Source organism: Aequorivita xiaoshiensis, from assembly GCF_022008395.1.
GTDB classification, from domain to species: domain Bacteria; phylum Bacteroidota; class Bacteroidia; order Flavobacteriales; family Flavobacteriaceae; genus Aequorivita; species Aequorivita xiaoshiensis.
Window position 1 is genome coordinate 180,625 of record NZ_JAIRBB010000002.1, and the last position, 19,461, is coordinate 200,085.

The following is a 19,461-nucleotide window of genomic DNA, read 5'->3' on the forward strand; positions in this document are numbered from 1 at the left end:
ATACTCAATTTATGACCATTCCATTTTTTGTAGTCGTATCGCATTTAAAATGGCTAGAAAAGCTACACCCACATCAGCAAATACGGCTTCCCACATTGTAGCTATTCCTCCTGCACCCAGAATTAAAACAATTAATTTTACGCCAAAAGCCAAAGCTATATTCTGCCAAACAATATGTCGGGTTGAACGCCCTATTTTAATCGCTTGGGCAATTTTAGAAGGTTGGTCTGTTTGAATAATTACATCTGCAGTTTCTATAGCAACATCACTTCCTAAGCCCCCCATGGCAATTCCAACATCACTTGTTGCGATAACAGGTGCGTCATTTATGCCATCACCAACAAAGGCAACTTTAGTGCCTGGGATTCTTTTTAACCTTTCAACCTCATCCAATTTATCTTCTGGCAACAATCCACCTTTAGCTTGATTTAATTTTAACTCTAGACCAACTCGTTCAGTAATTGAAGCTTTATCACCCGAAAGCATAATAATATTCTTAATTCCAACTTTTCTCAAATTTGTAATGGCTTCTCGAGCGTCAACTTTTAATTGGTCTGAAACTATTACATATCCCGCAAACACTTTATCTATAGCAATCATAACAATAGATTCTACAATGGGTTCAGTTTCTTGAGGAACTTCAATATTATTCGAAATCATCAAAGATTTATTTCCAACGAGTATAGTTTTACCATTAACATTTCCCTTTAACCCCATACCTGCTATTTCAGAAACATTATGTGCTTGATAAACATTTTTTTTATGCTCGTACTCCATAATAGCTCTTGCTATGGGATGCGTAGACTGTGCTTCAATTGCAAGGAGATACTGCATCAATTCTTCTTCAGAAAACGCTATAGCCTTAATTGCACTAACTTTAAAAACTCCTTTAGTCAGGGTACCGGTCTTATCCATAGCTACAGTGTTTATCTTGGTAATCGCATCAAGAAATGAAGCTCCTTTAAATAGTATCCCATTTCGTGAAGCCGCTCCTAGGCCTCCAAAATACCCTAGAGGAATAGAAATCACTAAAGCACATGGGCATGAAATTACTAGAAATATTAAAGCTCTATATAACCAATTTTCAAACACATAATTGTCCACAAAAAAGTAGGGTAAAAGCGTAACGCCTATAGCTAAAAAAACAACGATAGGAGTATAGATTCTAGCGAATTTTCTAATGAAAAGTTCAGTTTTAGATTTACGAGAAGTGGCATTTTGAACTAAATCTAAAATTCTAGATATTGAACTGTCAGTAAATAATTTTGTGGATTCAATTTCGATAACGCCCTCAAGGTTAATACTTCCTGCATAAACTTTATCTCCTTCTCTGATTGTATCAGGTTTGCTTTCACCGGTAAGTGCTGCCGTATTTATTGAAGCCTTTTGAGAAACTAATTTACCATCTACGGGAATTTTTTCTCCCACGCGTATTTGAACTTTCTCACCGATTTCAACTTCTTCGGGGTCTATTGAGACAAATTTTCCATTTCGATTTACTAAAGCTTCATTAGGACGTACGTCCAAAAGAGCTTTTATATTGCCTCTTGCTTTTTCAACAGCCGAATGTTGGAATAACTCTCCAACTGTATAAAAAAGCATTACAGCAACACCTTCTTCATAATGGCCAATGGCAAAAGCTCCGATGGTAGCAATTGTCATTAAAAAGAATTCTGTAAAAAAATCTCCTTTAATAATGTTGTCCCAACCTTGTTTCATTACTGGGAATCCCACTGGGATATAAGCTATTCCATACCATACTAACCGAATCCAATTTTTAAAGAAAGCGGTATCATAATAATCCATTACAATCCCCGAAATAAGCATAATAAAACTTATTGTGGCAGGTAAAAAAGTTTTAAAATTACTTTGGTGATTCTCAGTATTTGCATTATGATTGTCACTGCAGCATCCTTCTTCACTTTCTAGTTTATTATGAGTTAATTCCTTTTTCTTCATTGCATATATTTATTTCCGATTTTGAAATACAAATTCATTTCGGCTATTATTAAAACCTAACAAATTCTATTACAAATAATCTGTTGTCTAAAGTGGCAATTTAGGAATATAAATCGTGCAACAGAAGTGCATTATTCAGGACACTTTTCGCACCTACCTTTTATCACGAGGTTGGCATCTTCAGCAGTGTAACCATCAGGAAGATTGATATTTGGGATTTTTCTATCGGTTAAGCAAACGGTTTCATCGCAAATATTGCAATAAAAGTGGAGGTGAAGATCAGTTTCTATTTGGCAATTACAACCTTGTTCGCATAAGGCATACTTTGTTGTGCCAGTGCCATCATCTATTTGATGAACAACCCCTTTGTCTTCAAAAGTTTTAATTGTTCGGTATAGCGTTGTTCTATCAGACTTATCAAAATAATTTTCTAAATCGGTTAAGCTTTTAGCAGCTTCATTTTCTAAAAGAAAATTATAAACCAAAATACGCATAGCTGTTGGTCTAACGTTACTTTTTTGAAGTAATGATTCAATTTTTGCCGTTTTCATTTTAAAAAAATCTTATAGTTTCTTGGCTGCTAAAAACTTATAAAAATAAGGAATTTGTTTGGTCTTTTAAGTTAAGCTGATCTAAAAGTTATAACTTATAAATTGGTATTTTTGAAGTAAGTGAAATTACTATTCACATAAAATAAACTTTCGGATGAACGAATTTAATTTTAAATCTTATTTGATAAACGCTGCAGCCATTTCTGAAGAACAAGCTACAGAATTATATGATAAACTTCAAAAGAAAAAGTATGAAAAAGGCTCCATTCTTTTAAATAAAGGTGCCATTTGCAGTAACTCGTTTTTTGTGGAGAAAGGTTTACTACGCTCATATAGATTAGGAGACGACGGGAAGGAACATATTATACAATTTGCACCAGAGAATTGGTTTATTGTTGATAGAAGTAGTGTTTATTTCAATGATCCTTCCGATAGTATTATTGAAGCTGTTGAAGACACGGAAGTTGTACTATTAGAAGAAAACTTTTTTGCTAACGCTAATAAAATTAGTCCAGTGTTCGGACAGTTTAATGATAAGTTGTTGCACAATCATATCCGAAAAATGCAGAAACGGATTAATCTTTTATTAGGAGCGACTGCCGAAAGAAGATATCTGAGTTTTATTGAAATGTATCCAGATTTATTACTTCGTGTTCCACAATGGATGATTGCTTCGTATTTGGGTATTACCCCAGAAAGTTTGAGTAGAGTTCGTAAAGATTTGGCAAAAAGAAATTTTAAACCTAGTACATAGCGGCAGTCAAGATTTTCGTACACAATATTCCATTTACTTCAAAAGTTTTTACAATTTCGAATTGATAAAAATTGTTTCATTTCACTATGCTAGATGTAATTTAAACTTATTGTTACTTACGTAAAATACTATGATTGATTTTTAATTTTCCTATTTTTGATACCAACCATATACAGCATTGAAAAAGAAAAAAGAAAAGAATAAAAAAAATAGGAAATACAGGGTTTTAAGAATTATAGGGAGAGTTTTCTTAGTTCTAATTCTACTGTTAATTCTTCTATTATTATTTATCAGAAGTCCTTGGGGGCAAGATATTATAGTACAGCGTGCTGTTAAATATGTATCCAATAAAACCCATACCAAAGTTGATATTGAAAAGCTTTTTATAACTTTCGATGGCAATATTATGCTTCAAGGCGTTTATCTAGAGGATAAAAAAGGAGATACATTAATCTATTCAAAATCTTTAGAAGCAGATGTACCGTTTCTTCCTATTATTCGCGGTAATGGTATAGGGGTTGAATATCTTAAATGGGAAGGGCTTCGCGCAAATGTTATCCGTAAAGATTCAATTGCAGGCTATAATTTTCAGTTCCTCATAGATGCCTTTGCCTCGTCTGATACTACAGTGGCTAAAAACGATACTGCGTCAGAACCTTTAAATTTAATTTTAGGGAATATCAGTATTAAAGATTTTAATGTAGTGTTTAATGATAGTGTATCAGGTATAAATAGCCAATTCAAGTTAGGAGCCTTAAGCCTACAAATGAAAAAAACCGATTTAGAAAACATGGATTTTCGAGCTTCGGAAGCCTCAATTTCTAATACTCATATTAAATACATCCAATCACCTGTTCCGCCAACACCACCATCAGATTCTCCTTTACCATACATAGCCTTAGAGGAGCTTTCTCTGAAAAATGTTTTTGTAGATTATCAATCCTATGCCGATAGGATTGCTGCTAACCTTGAGTTATCTGATCTGTATTTAGAATTAGAAAAAGCAGATTTAAGTAATAATGAGATTGCTATTGGAGAATTCAGTTTGAATAATTCAATTATTGCTATTAACACCGAAACAGAAGTTAACGATATTACTCAAAAGACTGAGGAAATAAAGGAAGAAGTAAAATCTGATATTCAAAAATCTGAGTGGCCCGAATTTAAATTTGCGGTAAATAATTTTGATTTGAAAGGGAATAACATCAGTTATTTTGTTGGTAAGCAAAAGGTGAAGAAGGGTCTTTTTAATTCCAATGCTATTGCGTTACAAGACCTTAATTTAAAAGCAAATGATGTATTTTTAAAGAATAAAAAGGCAGGCTTACAACTCAAATCTTTAACCTTTCAGGAAGGTTCAGGTCTTAATCTAATTGAATTAGCCTTAGATTTAAATATTACTGATACTAAATTAAACCTTGATAATTTAGGATTAGTGCTAAACAACAATAGGCTAAAAGGAAATGTACATCTAGACTATGTTTCTTTAGCAGATTTAATTGAAGTTCCAAACAAAACTAAAGTAGCCTTAAACTTCCCTACATTTCAAGTAGATTTAAGAGAAGTATTTAAATTTCAACCAGAACTTCGGAAAAATCAGTATTTACAGACAGTGAGTAAAAAGTATATTTCAGGCAATGTACAAGCTTCAGGCTATTTGTCTGCAATAAACATCCCAGATATGACTGTAAATTGGGGAAATTCTACTCGAATATCTGCTACTGGATTAATTGAGAATGTTTTAGAACCAGATAATTTGGAATTTGATATTCCTCATTTTGCATCAAATACTGAGCGCACCGATTTAATTCAATTTGTAAGTGAAAAAGAATTGGGAGTAAGTCTACCAGAAAACATTTCACTTAATGGTAGTGCTAAGGGAAATTTAAAAGATGTTGAAGCTAAAGCTAATCTAACTACCACACAGGGAGTTGCAACTGTAGATGGCCATTTTACAAACGATTCGAAAATTTCTTTTGATGCCGATGTTGATATAAAAGAGTATAAACTAAACGAGCTTTTGCAAAATGATCAATTAGGAACCCTTAATTTAAACATAAAAACTAGTGGTTCGGGCACAGATTTAAACTCTCTTGACGCAAAATTGGAAGCTGTAATATCTAGTTTTCAGTTTAATAATTATGCGATAAAAGATTTAGCTATAAATGGTGATATTAAAGACGGAAAAGGGAATTTGGTGTCTGCTTATAAAGATGAAAATATCAACTTAGATTTTAATACTAAGGTAATTTTAGATTCTATAGCAACAAGTGCTAATGCACATCTCAAAATTATTGGTGCAAACTTGAAGTCGCTTGGGTTAATGGATCGAGATGTTAGGACAGCTTTTACCTTAGATGCCGATTTTGATATTACCAAAGATGGTCTCGATGTTATTTCAACCATTGGAGATGGAGTAGTGGTATATGATAATAAAACGTACATACTAGGCGATGTATTGGCAACTGCTCACACTAGAAGCGATACCACTTCTGTGTGGGTTAATAATAAAATTGTTCAACTTAGTTTAGAGAGTAATACTAATCCAGAGTTATTTAGCAAGGCTATTCAGCGACATGTTTCCAGTTATTTTTCTAGAGACATTATTATGGCTGATACCATAAGCAACCCTATAAAGCTTAATGTGAAAGGGAGAATAGCTGAAGCCCCTGTATTAAATGAAGTGTTTTTAGTGAATGTTAAAAAATTAGATACAATTAAACTGTCGGTTGATTTTGACGAAGCAGCACGAAAATTAAAAGCAAATATTCAAGCACCAAACATTGTTTATGGAAGTAACCAGTTAGATAGTCTTTCACTCACAATGGATACAGATAAAGATAAATTTGTTTTTGATCTGGGCTTTAAAAATATAAAGGGTGGACCTTTAGATATTCCAAAGACAAATATTACAGGAAACCAGCAAGATAATAAGATGAATCTAAGCTTCAAGTCGGTATATAAAGACAGTACGCTTATTAATATTCAATCTCAAATTACAGGTACTTCAGAGCAGCTTAGATTTCATGTAATTCCTGAACATTTAATACTCGATAGAAGTAAGTGGCTTACTCCTAAAGACAATGAGGTTCTTATTAGAAAAGATAATTTAGAATTCAACAATTTTAAATTTTCTAAGGGTGATGAGATGGTCGAACTATCAGATAAATTGCCAAATGTGCCTGAAAATCACGCTGCAATTACATTTAATAACTTCAAATTAAGTGAGATTCTAAATTATTTAAACCCATCAGATGAAATTGCTAAAGGGAACTTAAACGGCAACTTGGTAACTATTAATCCTTTTGGGGACATGGGGCTTCTGGCAGACCTTGCAGTGGATAATTTAAATTTTTTAAATGTTGATTTAGGAACGATGACTGTTGATGCCAAGTCGAAAGGTGAAAATAGTTACGATTTTAATCTAGCTTTAGAAGAAGGTGAAGTCGATTTAGATTTAACGGGAGATTATATAGCAAATCAAAAAGATGCACAGATAGATTTAGATTTAGTTATAAATGAGTTTAAAATGAAAGCGCTCGAAGGGTTCTCCTTAGGTGAAATTAAAAATGGTAAAGGAGCGTTTTCAGGAAGGTTCAATGTAACCGGGAGTATAGCGGAGCCCAATTACGAAGGGAAGTTAATTTTTAATAATGCAGATTTCACTATTGCAAAGTTAAATGCACCGTTTACACTTAAAAACGAAACTTTATCTGTTAATAACGATGGGTTCTTTATGAACGGTTTTACTGTGCGTGATGAAAATCAGAATCAATTAGTTTTATCTGGGGAAGTTGGTACGAAAAACTTTATTAATCCAACGTTTAATTTGAAGATTAACGCAAAAGATTTTCAAGTGTTAAACGCAACAAAGGATGATAATGACTTTTTATATGGAAAAGCATCATTTAACGCCGATGCAACCCTAACTGGAGATATGCTAGTCCCAAATTTAGACGCTAATATAACTGTAAACGATGCAACTGATATTACCTATGTATTGCCTTCCTCATCAGTGTCTATTGAAGAACGAGATGGAGTTGTAGTATTTGTAAATCGCGAAAATAGAGATGCTATATTAACACAAACTGCAGAAAAAACAGCAACTTTAACAGGACTTGATGTTAGGGCGTTTTTAACAATTGGGAATGAAGCTAAAGTCAAAATTATAATAGATCAGGAAACAGGGGATAACTTTGAAGTTTACGGTGCTGGGGAATTCGATTTTACAATGAATCCTACAGGTAGAATGAATTTAAGTGGCGTTTATAATGTGGCAGGTGGTCATTATGAGATGAACTTATACAATTTAGTAAACAGAAGATTTGAACTCGCACCTGAAAGTAGAGTAAGTTGGTCTGGAGATCCTTTCGATGCCAAATTAGACATCAAGGCTGTATACAATTTGAAAGCCTCTGCGTCGGCGTTAATGGCGCCTATAAGTTCTGGAGCTGATCCTTCGGTGAAAAATAAGTATAAACAAGTTTTGCCATTTAGCGTATATTTAAATATCGATGGAGAATTAACCAAACCAATAATTGCATTCGACCTTGATATGCCAGAGGATGAGCAGGGTGCAATAGGAGGACAAGTTTATGGCAGAATACAACAAGTAAATAATCAAGAAGACGAATTAAATCGACAAGTTTTTTCATTGCTAGTTCTCAATAGATTTTATCCAGAGCCAGGAAGTGATGGTAGTGCAGGAGGTTTTGCAACTGTGGCAAGAGATAATCTAAACGATGCTATTTCAGATCAATTAAACAATTTTTCAAACAATCTATTAGGTAGTTCTGGAATTCAATTAGATTTTGGATTAAACAGCTATACCGATTACCAAGGTGAAACCGCACAGGAGCGTACTCAACTCGATATTGCTGCACAGAAGAAACTCTTCAACGATAGATTAATAGTACGTGTAGGTAGTGAAGTTGATATACAAGGTAGCGGTTCAAATGAAGAAGAGGCCCCAATTATTGGCGATGTAAGTTTGGAGTATTTAATCACCGAAAATGGCAGATATAGATTAAAAGGATTTAGAAAAAATCAATTTGAAAATGTAGTTGACGGACAAACTATAGTAAGTGGAATTGCTTTAATTTTCACACAAGAGTTTAACAAATTTGATGAATTGTGGCAAGCTATTTTAAATGGTGAAACCAAACAGGAAAAAGCTGAAAAAGAAGCATTGGAAAAAGAAAAGGAAAGAATAGAAAAAGAAGAGAAAGAGATCAAAAAGAATATGGAAAATGAAGAGGAAGATGATGAACAGACTAATGATTCAAAATCTGAGAAATAATTAAAACTGTAATCTTTAAACTTAAGCCTCCTAATAGGTTGCTATTGAAAGTTGGACTATGTATATCAAAATTAAAATAGTATTCATTATAACATCGGTATTGCTCGGGCTTCAATCGTGTGGAGTAAAAAAGTACATACCTGAAGATGAAATGCTTTATACCGGTGCAACAGTGGAGATTAAATCTGATTCTATAATAAAAAATGAATCTCAACTAAAATCTGTGTTAGAAGAAGCTTTATTGCCTAAGCCTAATAAAAAGTTTTTGGGTATGCGTGTTGGACTATATTATTATTACAAAATGCAGAAAGAGAATCCAGGATTTATAAACCGATTTTTTTACAAGCGATTTGGCGAACAGAAACCTGTTTATAAAAGTGATGTAAAACCTTATGAAGTTGAAGAAATTCTACTAAATCGAATGGAGAATAGAGGTTTTTTCTATAGCGTGATCTCATCAGAGTTTGAAGAAAATAAAGATGAAAAAGAAGCTTCAGTAAAATATACAGTTAAAGCACCTAAGCCATACACCATTGCGAGTTACCAATTAGATAGTATGCCGCCCCCTATTCATTCTGAGGTTAAAAAAAGCGTAGCCAAAACTAAGCTATCTAAAGGAATGCGTTTCGACTTAGCGAATATGAAGATGGAACGTGAACGTATAGATAGAGACCTAAAACAGAATGGATATTATAATTTCAATTCAAGTTTTTTAATTTTTGAAGCTGATACTAATCAGTATGATAAAAAACGTTTTGATTTATTTCTAGGATTAAAAAAGGATGTTCCAAAAAAGTCTATTATTCCCTATAAGATTTCTAAAATTAATATTTACGCCAACTATCACGTAGAAGATTCTATCGCTAATGAGGTGGAGCGTTTCAATGAAAAAAACTATATAAACAGTTCAGGTTTTTTTAAACCAAAATATCTCGATCCTTATGTTACTTTGGAAGAAGGGCAATATTACAGTCCAGAAAACTCAAGAAATTCAGCAAGAAGACTTTCAACCATAGGGGCTTACAAATTTGTAAATATTCAGTATAAAGAACAAGATACTGTATATAATGACAGCTTGGGAATTTTGGAAGCCAATATATTTCTATCACCTTTAAACAAAAGAGCGCTACGCGTTGAATTGCAAGCAGTATCAAAATCCAATAATTTTTCTGGACCTGGTATAGCATTAACTTACAGTAACAGAAACCTTTTTAGTGGTGGGGAGACATTTAATACTACTGCTAGTTTTGGTTATGAAATGCAAGTTGGAGGTGGGAGCAGTAGCGGTAAAACAAGTGTAGATTTAGGTTTAAAAACTGAATTGATTTTCCCAAGAGTAATTTTTCCAATTAAAATTGATAGCGACTTTTTTAAATATGATATACCTAAAACAAAGACAAGCGTTAGTCTAGATTACTTAAGAAGAACCCAACTTTATACTTTATTATCGGGTAGCGCGCAATTTGGATACCTTTGGCAAGCAAATAGGTATGTAACTCACGAAATAATACCTATTTCATTAAACTACACAAAACCTTCAAATACTACAGAGGAGTTTCAGAACATTTTAGACGCTAACCCTTATCTAAAACGAAGTTTTGAAAAGCAATTTATTGCAGGATTGAATTATTCATTTACCTATAACGGAATGGTAGATGCAACTAAAAAACATCAATTTTTTATTAATTCAACCTTAGATGTTGCTGGTAACACTATGAGTTTATTTGCTAAAGAAATGGATAATGGTAAAAAAGGTATTTTGAATTTAGAATATGCTCAATATGCAAAAGTTGATGCAGATTTTAGATATCATTTAAACTTCGGAAAAGAACAACTTATAGCTACTAGATTATTCGGAGGATACGGATATGCGTATGGAAATTCCGATATAATGCCTTATGTAAAGCAATACTATTCTGGTGGTCCTTATAGTGTTCGAGCGTTTAGAATTAGATCTTTAGGTCCAGGAACTTATTCTGATGACGGTAATTCTCAAACTAATTATTTCGATCAAACAGGAAATATTCGCATTGAAGCAAATATTGAGTATCGTTTTCCGATTATATCTTTCCTAAAAGGTGCTGTATTTGCAGATGCAGGAAATATATGGAACTCAGATCCTAATCCAGTTTACGAAGGAAAAGATAAATTTACCTCAAGTTTTATTAAAGAGTTTGGAATGGGAGCAGGAGTAGGGCTTAGAGTTGATGTGCAAGGTTTTGTACTACGCTTTGATTTTGCCGCTCCATTTCATGATCCTTCAAAGAATAATGGATTCGATTTTAACGTAAAGGAAACTGTATTTAATTTCGGAATAGGATATCCTTTCTAGATTAGAGTTTTTTTAAGTGAAAACAACATCGTTTAACATAAACAATCAGGACTATTAATTAAATAGTCAGTCATATATTATTTTAACACATTAATTATCCGTACCTTTGAAGCATTAGGGGGGCAACTATAATTTAAAACCCCAGTAGGTATACCAATAACAATAATTTTTAATATATAATTCATTAAAAAGTCATCTGCCTACAGCGGATGGCTTTTTTTATTCTAAAAACACAAATGGCAAAATCGCAACAGACGTACAGTAAAAAAGAGAAAGAAAAAGCAAAACAGAAAAAGAAAGAGGAGAAACAAAAGAAAAAATTAGCTCGTAAAGCTGAAAAAACTCCAGGAATAGACTTTGTTTATGTAGACCATAATGGTAACTTAACTGATACGCCACCAGATCCTAGTATGAAGCCAGAAATTGAAGCAGAAGATATAGTCCTTGGAATTCCACCTAAAGAGGAAGGGGATAGAGAAGCTTTTGACCCTGTAAGAAAGGGAAAGGTATCTTTCTATGACTCATCGAAAGGATTCGGATTTATTATTGATAATGAAAACAACGAAAAGTACTTTACTCACGTAAGTGGAATTATTGACGAAATAACCGAAAATGATAACGTATCATTCGAGCTTGAAAAAGGTCAAAGAGGAATGAATGCTGTAAAGGTTACTAAAATCTAACTAAGGTATAATACTCTTTCAAACAAAAAATCCCGCCAACAGCGGGATTTTTCAATTATATTCTAGTTAATTATTAACTAGCTATGTCTTCAGCTTTATTTTTTAGCTGGTTGGTTTCACGTTGTGCAGTGTTTTTAAGTTGATTGTACTTTTCAGAAATTGTATTTTCAACTTCACCAGCTTTTTCCCGAATTCTTCTACCTGTATCAGTAGCTTTGTTCTTAAGTCTTTGCTTTTCTTCTGGAGTCATTTTTTTATACTTCCATAATGCAAATGCACCGGCAGCTGCACCTAAAACTGCTAATAATCCTTTTCCTTTATTGTTCATATCTTTTTATTTTTTTGTTTATGTGAAGATACGAGATTAGCGCACCATAACAATGTGATATTGTTGACTTTAATATAAATTTAATACTTAGATAAAAATACTTTTAAAGTATTCCTAAATTTTTAAATTAAAAAGGTTTTTGAAATTTTACGCTATGGTTCTGTATGTTAATACAGATTAATTCTCTAGAAGTAAAACGTAAAAATTTAAGATAAGCATATTTATATTTTACGCTGAATCTCTAGCTATATTTGTTAAAGATTAAAAGTATGACTCGAAAGGAGTCTAAGATTAATATCTCAGTTGAAGAACAATATTTTTCTAGTGAATTTTCTGAGAAAGAAAATAAAGAAATTAAACCCGATGAAATTGGCAAGAATATTCCTATACTCGAATATTTGAATAATAATATCTATGAAATTTTTGAATTTTCAAAGGAACAGCGAACTGCTTTAATAAAGGCTTCAGGTCAATTATCAAGACCTAATCGGGATGAATTCTCACGTAGAAAGAAAGATTTCAAAAAAGCTCAGAAACGTAAACCGGCAGAGCGAAAAATTGAACTACAGGACTTTCAGCTTCCATTGGATATTCTAGATGCTGTAGCAAGAGTTATGGATTCTTTATTCGATGAGGTTAATACTAGAAATCTTTGGAGTGGAAAGTTTTTAAAGAATTATTGACTAATAGACTGGTAGATGATTAGCTCTATTTAAAAACGGCATGTCCCGATAGTTTTTCGAGAACCTATTTAAATCTAGAGGTTTTCAGTATAATTAAATTTTAAAGTTTTAAAACTATGAGTAACGAACAACCAAATAATCCTTTACACGGTGTGAAACTAGCCGATATTTTAGAATATCTAGTGGAATACTACGGTTGGGAAACCCTAGGTGAAAAAATTAAAATCAATTCCTTTAATAGTAACCCTTCAATTAAATCTAGCTTAAAATTTCTACGGAAAACTCCGTGGGCTAGAGAAAAAGTGGAGAAACTCTACTTAAAGACCAAGAAAATCTCTTAAAATTTTATTCGCTAATTTAAAACTTTCTAAATGTTGGATGAGGGGGGGCTCTAAAATAGAACTTTTATTGCGAAAAGGTTTAATGTTAATTTAGAAGAATAATAAAGCAATTTAATAATTTCAGGATAATATTATTCTTCGGTTTCTGAAGCTTCTTTAAGTAGAAGTGGTAGTATATCCTCTTGAAACTCCTTAAACTTAAACCACTCATCTCCAATAAAAAAATATAAAGCTCCATTATCTTTTCGATTGATTAGATCTTGTAGAGTATCATTTTCAATTAGATAATTTAAAAATCGCCCTAATAACTCCTTAGGAATATTCAAATTATTCAGCATAAATTCTTGGTAATGATTTTCTAGAAATAGAATATTGTTTTCTTTCTTTTCAACTTTAATATACTTTTTTAACCGTTTTGTTCTACCACTAATCGCATTTATTATAGGATCTACTTGTAGCGATCCGCCTAAAAGGGATAATAAGTGAATAGGTTTAAAGTCGCCAGCAGTATATAATTGTCTTTCATATTGAGTGAGGGGTTTGACTTCTTTTTCAATTATTCCCAAAGACACAGCATCATATTTAGATTTTGACATTATGAAAACGTCTTCCAATTTATTTACCTGCTCGAATATGGAATTCTTTAAGGTGTCTGATTGTGAAGTTTTAATAGAATCTTTTAAAATTTCCTTCAGCTTAATAATTCCAGAGGTTTGTTCTTTTAAAACAGAATCTGCAGTTGAAGGCTTAAACTCCTTGATTTGTGCAAATGAATGAATTGAGTAAAAAACTAATAAAATAGTTAGGGGTAACTTCATTCAAATTATTAATTGAAATAGTATTCCAAAAATAAGAATGTTCCAAGATTTTGATGTTAAATATAACCCAAAACCTTCTATAAGGAATTTATTGAAGAGAAAGTAATTTTGATATCTTAGTAAAATGAAAAAATTATTTTTTAGTATTTGCATAATCTTTTCCGCCGCGCTATCTGGACAAAATATTTCTAATGATGATGTGGTAGGAGTATACAAGGAAGAGAGTAATGACCCTGTTGGTGGGGCAACGTTTATTTTTCTTCTAGATTACACATATGTTATTGCATATTTCGGTGGCTTTCAAAAGGGGGTTTGGGAATTAAATAAAGATAAGGTTACGCTTATTAAAAGCACGGAACCGCAATTTGTTCTTTATGGCAGAAGTTTAAAAAGTTTAAAAAATCGGACTCAAATAAATTTTTCAGTTGAAGCAAATAATGCTGTGGCAGTAGGATTAGATTCAAATGAACAAATTAAACTTAAACCCGTATTTAACAATGCAGCTAATTGTTTTAATTATCCTTATATCTTTAAACAAGAAAAGAAATTACACCAACTTCGTGCTGCTCAAGTTTTAATAAAAAACACTAGTTCTTTTTCTAAAAATCATCCTTCTGCACACGTTTTTCACTTTACAATCCCTACTGATTACAACGACCTTATTTTAATAAACCTACAATCAGATTATACACAGGAAGTTACTTCTCACGCTATATTTAATAATGGAAAGTTATTTATAGGTTCTGATTCCAAAGGAATGGAAAAAAGACCTTTGCAAACTTTAAACGAAGAGGATTTAGTGATGTCAAACTATTTTGCCAAAAAAAGTTTGTTTCCAGATGAACTGACATCGGATAATGAATTTTTTCCATATTTTGAAAATCCTAGCTCAGAATTACTAGCACCTTTTTATAAAATTGAAGATTTCGACATTTCGAAGGAAGCGTTCACCCTAGAAAGCGAACCATATTTTCAAGCAAGCTGTGATGATGATTGAAAACTACGTTTTTAGTTTTATTAATTGGTTAAAAGACAGGATTTAAATTAGTTTGTTAGTATGCATTTCTGACAATTAACTTTGCATTAATAAAATTTAAAAATGACATTCTTTATCTTTATAAAAAATGCAAAATTATGGCCAAAAAAATAGCAGATTTATTAGTAGAGAATTTAGTTAATGCAGGTGTTAAACGGTTATACGCCGTTACTGGAGATAGTTTAAATCCCATTAATGATGCAATAAGAAGAGATGGAAGAATAGAATGGATACATGTTCGTCATGAGGAAGCAGGTGCTTACGCAGCCTCAATGGATGCTGAGCTTGACGGTATTGGGTGTTGTATGGGAAGTAGCGGACCAGGACATGTGCATTTGGTAAATGGATTATACGATGCCAATCGCTCAGGAAATCCGGTTATTGCCATTGCCACAACAATTAATACCGACAGAACAGGTTTGGAAAATTTTCAAGAAACCAATGTTGTCAAGCTTTTTGACGACTGTAGTAAATATTGTGTAATGGCTAATACTCCACAACAAGCTGCCAATGCCTTTCAAGCTGCAATTCAACATGCGGTACAACATAGGGGAGTGGCTGTAGTTGGTTTACCTGGAGATGTTTCTGAGGCAGAGGTAGATCATATAACTGTTGCTAAAAAGAATTTTTATACCAATCCTATTGTCATTCCAGGAATTGAAGAGATGGAGAAATTAGCGGAAGTTATTAATTCACATAAAAATGTAATGCTGTTTTGTGGATATGGTTGTAAAGATGCTCAAGAAGAAGCTATGCTGTTAGCAGAAAAACTTAAAGCACCAATGGGATATAGCTTTAGAGGAAAAATATTTTTTGATAAAGTTTCAAATCCGTTCGCTGTCGGTTTAAATGGTCTCTTAGGAAGCAAATCTGGATTTAAAGCAATGCATGAAGCCGATTTGTTAATCTTATTAGGTACAGATTTTCCATATACCGACTTTTTACCTGAAGAAAATGTAATTATTCAAATAGACGATAAACCTGAACGAATTGGAAGACGTGCTAAAGTTGATTATGGATTTGCTGGTAAAATAAAGGATACATTGGAGGTTTTGCTTCCTATGCTAGATGAAAATACCGACGATCAGTTTTTAAAAGAAATGCAAAAATTACATGATGAGCAGGAAGATAAATATGCTTCGTATGTAGAGGCGAAGTCCAAAGAGAAGAATATTCATCCAGAATTTGTTGCAGCCGTGATTGATGAACTAGCAGCAGATGATGCAATTTTTACGGTAGATACGGGTATGTCTGCGGTTTGGGCTGCTAGATATATTAAAGGACAGCGCAATAGATATCTCACAGGTTCATTTAATCATGGTTCAATGGCCAATGCAATGCCCATGGCTATTGGTGCGGGCCTATCTAGACCTGAGCGCCAAATTATCGCATTATGTGGAGACGGAGGTATAAGCATGCTGTTGGGAGACCTGATGACAATTAGTCAATATGAGATTCCTGTTAAAATTATAATTTTTAACAATCGCACTCTAGGAATGGTAAAATTAGAAATGCAAGTAGCTGGATATCCACAATGGCAAACAGATATGAAAAACCCAGACTTTGCTAAAGTTGCCGAAGCAATGGATATAAAAGCATGGAATGTTGAAGAATGTGAAAATGTTAAGGGAGCACTATTAGAAGCATTCGCACACAATGGTCCAGCTCTCGTTAATATATTTACAGATCCAGATGCATTGGCCATGCCTCCAAAAGTGGAATTCAACCAGATGAAAGGTTTTGCCACAACCATGGGGAAATTGATGCTAAACGGACAAGCCGCTGATGCTATTGATTCGGCAAAATCGAATATTAAATATTTAAGAGAATTATTTTAAATATTTAAATCTAAATACCTCAAATTAAAGGGTGTTGTGTGTTCTTAATTTAACCGTGCTATAAATTTTATAGGGATTATATTAAGAACACATTTTTTAAGGACAAGTTCATACCCTTGTTTGGGTTGCTACAAATGACTTTTCACGCTTTTGAAGTTTCAGTTTTTAATTAAGGTATATGCATTTAAGGAGGTGGCAATCAATAACCAAATAAAATAAGGGGCTAATAGCAGCGACTTATATCCTGTTTCTGGCCAGTAATAATACATAAAGAATCCTATAAGTATGGTAAGTGATATAATAACAAGTAAAGCTGCTAAAATTTGATGGTAGTAAAAAAAGTTGGGTTCCAAGCAATGTTTAAAGCGTAGTGTACAATTAAGGCTCCAATCAATAAATTTTTATTTTCTACTGAAGGCCATAAATACGCTAAATAGATGCTAAAACAAATCATTATTACAGTCCAAGAAACTCCAAATACCCACCCTGGAGGCGTCCACGGTGCTTTATTAATTCCTTCATACCATTCAGATCGTGGGCCTTTACCCGCTAAAAAGCTCCCAAGGCCGAGAGCTGCAAAATTTAGAATATTATAACTCTATAAATCATTGTTGACCATTTTAATGTTAAGTTCTTAGCGGTTAAGATAATAGTTTAGTTACTATTTTTTTTTATTTCGATAAATTTCTTTCTAATGAGAATTTGATGAAAATAGCGTTTAAATGCGTTACAAGTTTCAGTATTCTAGAAATAAAGTTTTAGTAGTTAAATTTTAATTTAATTTATTTCCATAGTGTGGTTAAAATTTTGCGCATAAGATAATAATAGTCTAGTATTTGTATCGAGATAATTCCAGAGGATAATGCCATTTACAAACTCGGTACAACTATACTTATTGTTAAAAAATTAATCCTTCAAACTATATTTAAACTGAATAAATTAATAGTGCTTTAAAGCATATTTTTTACCTCAATGGAACAGTAGAATTCATTTGATATTATTAATTTTAAACTTTTAAATCCATTACAAAATAATTTTTTCAATTACTTCTTATGATTAATAAAAGGCTAGAGAGTCTGCGTCAACAAATGACTAATTATCAATTGGATGCGGTTATTATTCCATCATCAGATCCTCATCAATCAGAATATGTTGCTAAACATTGGAAAGTAAGAGAATATTTTACGGGATTTACGGGTTCAGCCGGTGTTTTAGTTTTAAATCAAAATGAAGCTGCACTTTGGACAGACTCACGTTATTTCCTTCAGTTTGAAGATGAATGTAAGGACTATGATTTAAACTTACATAAACAAACCATACCTCATGCTCCAGAACACGTACAATGGTTGTGTGATAGTCTAGAAGAAGAAGCTGTTATTGGCGTTGATTTTTTTCAATTTTCAAAAGCACAAATTGATTATATAAAAGAAGTATCGCATTCTAAAAAAATTAAACTTAAAAACATTCCAAATTTAGTAGATGAGATATGGAAGGATAGACCTACATTGCCGAGTTTTCCAGTTGACATTCACCCATTAGAATACAGCGGAGAAACAACGGCTTCAAAAATTGAAAAAGTTCAAAATAAAATTGAAACAGCCAAAGCCGATTATTATTTATTTTCAAGTTTAGATGAAATTGCTTGGTTATTTAATATTCGTTCTAAAGATGTAGATTTTACGCCTTTAGTGACCTCTTATGCATTAGTGGGGCTAGAAAAAACAATTATTTTTTGTGATAGAAATAGGTTTTCTCCTTCAGCTATTAAAGCATTTTCAAAATTAGCTATTGAAGTATTAAATTATGATCTAGCTATTTCTGAACTTCAGAAATTAGATGTAAATAAGAAAATCATTACGGATCTATCGTCTCTTAATTATGCAGTTTTTAATGCTATACAGAGTAAGTTTTTATTTCAAAACTCAATAGCCAGAGAATTGAAAGCTATTAAAAACGAAATAGAGATAAACGGTTCCAAAAACTGTATGGTAAAGGATGGTGTTGCACTTACCAAGTTTTTCATTTGGTTGGAAAATGAACTTGCATCACGAGAGATTTCTGAATATGAAATTGGAAAAAAACTAGAAAGTTTCAGGCAACAACAAGACTTATATACAGGCGAATCTTTTGCTGCAATTGTAGGGTATAAAGGAAATGGCGCAATTATACACTATACAGCACCAAAAGAAGGTTCTGCCATGGTGAAAAACGAAAATATTCTATTGGTAGATAGTGGCGCTCAATACAAAGATGGAACCACTGATATTACCAGAACTGTTTGGTTAGGAGGGACGCCAACTGAAGAATTAAAAACGGCCTACACATCAGTTTTAAAAGGATATATTGCACTTGAGCAGTTACAATTTCCTAAAGGAACCGTTGGAATGCAGATAGATGCCTTTGCAAGATTTCACTTATGGCAACAAGGCTTGGACTATCCACATGGCACAGGGCATGGTATTGGTAGCTATGGAATGGTACACGAACCACCACAAGGTTTTACAACAAATCCTGCCACCAGTAGTGGGCGAACAGCACATTCAATAAATCAACTAACAACTATTGAACCTGGGTGTTATAAAAAAGGTGTGTTTGGAATTCGAATTGAAAATATAGTGCTGTCTATAGCTAAACAAGAAACAGAATACGGAGAATTTATAGGATTTACGCCAATTACATTATGCCCGATAGACAGAAAACTAATTGATAAGACTTTACTAACCACTACAGAAATTGAATGGTATAACTCTTATCATAAAATGGTGTTTGATCAACTATCTCCTATGCTGAAAACTAATGAAAAAGAGTGGTTAAAACGTATGTGTGAAGCATTATAACC

The 19,461-nt window shown here is 32.8% G+C and carries 13 protein-coding genes and 1 pseudogene; 9 read left to right on the forward strand and 5 right to left on the reverse strand.

Features of this window, described 5'->3' with window-relative positions; all coding sequences use genetic code 11:
* Positions 1 to 9: 9 nt before the first annotated feature.
* Together K8344_RS04100 and K8344_RS04105 are read right to left on the reverse strand one after the other, a co-directional pair.
* On the reverse strand, positions 10 to 1,959 hold the full coding sequence (locus tag K8344_RS04100; protein ID WP_237606996.1) for a heavy metal translocating P-type ATPase: 1,950 nt from the start codon (positions 1,957 to 1,959) through the stop codon (positions 10 to 12).
* 131 nt (positions 1,960 to 2,090) lie between these two features.
* Positions 2,091 to 2,510, reverse strand: coding sequence for a Fur family transcriptional regulator (locus K8344_RS04105; protein ID WP_237606997.1), 420 nt, complete (start codon positions 2,508 to 2,510; stop codon positions 2,091 to 2,093).
* A 154-nt stretch (positions 2,511 to 2,664) separates the two neighbouring features.
* Between K8344_RS04105 and K8344_RS04110 the strand changes: the two genes are divergently transcribed.
* The 4 genes from K8344_RS04110 (at position 2,665) to K8344_RS04125 (ending at position 11,578) form a co-directional block, all read left to right on the forward strand.
* Positions 2,665 to 3,264 carry a Crp/Fnr family transcriptional regulator gene (locus tag K8344_RS04110; RefSeq protein ID WP_237606998.1) on the forward strand — a complete coding sequence of 200 codons (600 nt, stop codon included), beginning with the start codon at positions 2,665 to 2,667 and terminating at the stop codon, positions 3,262 to 3,264.
* A gap of 178 nt (positions 3,265 to 3,442) precedes the next feature.
* A complete protein-coding gene (locus K8344_RS04115) occupies positions 3,443 to 8,563 on the forward strand; it encodes a translocation/assembly module TamB domain-containing protein (RefSeq protein WP_237606999.1) in 5,121 nt (1,706 codons plus the stop codon).
* A gap of 58 nt (positions 8,564 to 8,621) precedes the next feature.
* Positions 8,622 to 10,895: a translocation and assembly module lipoprotein TamL gene (tamL, locus tag K8344_RS04120; RefSeq protein ID WP_237607000.1), complete on the forward strand. Its 2,274-nt coding sequence runs from the start codon at positions 8,622 to 8,624 to the stop codon at positions 10,893 to 10,895.
* Positions 10,896 to 11,131: 236 nt separating this feature from the next.
* Entirely contained in the window at positions 11,132 to 11,578 is a 447-nt protein-coding gene (locus K8344_RS04125) for a cold-shock protein (protein ID WP_237607001.1), read from the forward strand.
* 73 nt (positions 11,579 to 11,651) lie between these two features.
* On the opposite strand, the gene K8344_RS04130 is transcribed toward K8344_RS04125, so the two are convergent.
* Positions 11,652 to 11,906: a YtxH domain-containing protein gene (locus tag K8344_RS04130; protein WP_237607002.1), complete on the reverse strand. Its 255-nt coding sequence runs from the start codon at positions 11,904 to 11,906 to the stop codon at positions 11,652 to 11,654.
* 269 nt (positions 11,907 to 12,175) lie between these two features.
* Here K8344_RS04130 and K8344_RS04135 point away from each other — a divergent pair, with 269 nt between their 5' ends.
* On the forward strand, positions 12,176 to 12,589 hold the full coding sequence (locus K8344_RS04135) for a hypothetical protein (RefSeq protein WP_237607003.1): 414 nt from the start codon (positions 12,176 to 12,178) through the stop codon (positions 12,587 to 12,589).
* A 116-nt stretch (positions 12,590 to 12,705) separates the two neighbouring features.
* Entirely contained in the window at positions 12,706 to 12,930 is a 225-nt protein-coding gene (locus K8344_RS04140; RefSeq protein ID WP_237607004.1) for a VF530 family protein, read from the forward strand.
* A 131-nt stretch (positions 12,931 to 13,061) separates the two neighbouring features.
* On the opposite strand, the gene K8344_RS04145 is transcribed toward K8344_RS04140, so the two are convergent.
* A complete protein-coding gene (locus K8344_RS04145) occupies positions 13,062 to 13,748 on the reverse strand; it encodes a hypothetical protein (RefSeq protein ID WP_237607005.1) in 687 nt (228 codons plus the stop codon).
* Positions 13,749 to 13,872: 124 nt separating this feature from the next.
* Here K8344_RS04145 and K8344_RS04150 point away from each other — a divergent pair, with 124 nt between their 5' ends.
* Entirely contained in the window at positions 13,873 to 14,745 is an 873-nt protein-coding gene (locus tag K8344_RS04150) for a hypothetical protein (protein WP_237607006.1), read from the forward strand.
* A gap of 137 nt (positions 14,746 to 14,882) precedes the next feature.
* The gene (locus K8344_RS04155; protein WP_237607007.1) at positions 14,883 to 16,622 is read left to right on the forward strand and encodes a thiamine pyrophosphate-dependent enzyme; all 1,740 of its coding nucleotides are present in this window, start codon (positions 14,883 to 14,885) and stop codon (positions 16,620 to 16,622) included.
* 158 nt (positions 16,623 to 16,780) lie between these two features.
* Here the strand turns inward: K8344_RS04155 and K8344_RS14285 are convergent.
* A pseudogene (locus tag K8344_RS14285) lies at positions 16,781 to 17,211 on the reverse strand (TspO/MBR family protein).
* A 463-nt stretch (positions 17,212 to 17,674) separates the two neighbouring features.
* Between K8344_RS14285 and K8344_RS04170 the strand changes: the two are divergent.
* A complete protein-coding gene (locus K8344_RS04170; protein ID WP_237607009.1) occupies positions 17,675 to 19,459 on the forward strand; it encodes an aminopeptidase P family protein in 1,785 nt (594 codons plus the stop codon).
* Positions 19,460 to 19,461: the final 2 nt, after the last annotated feature.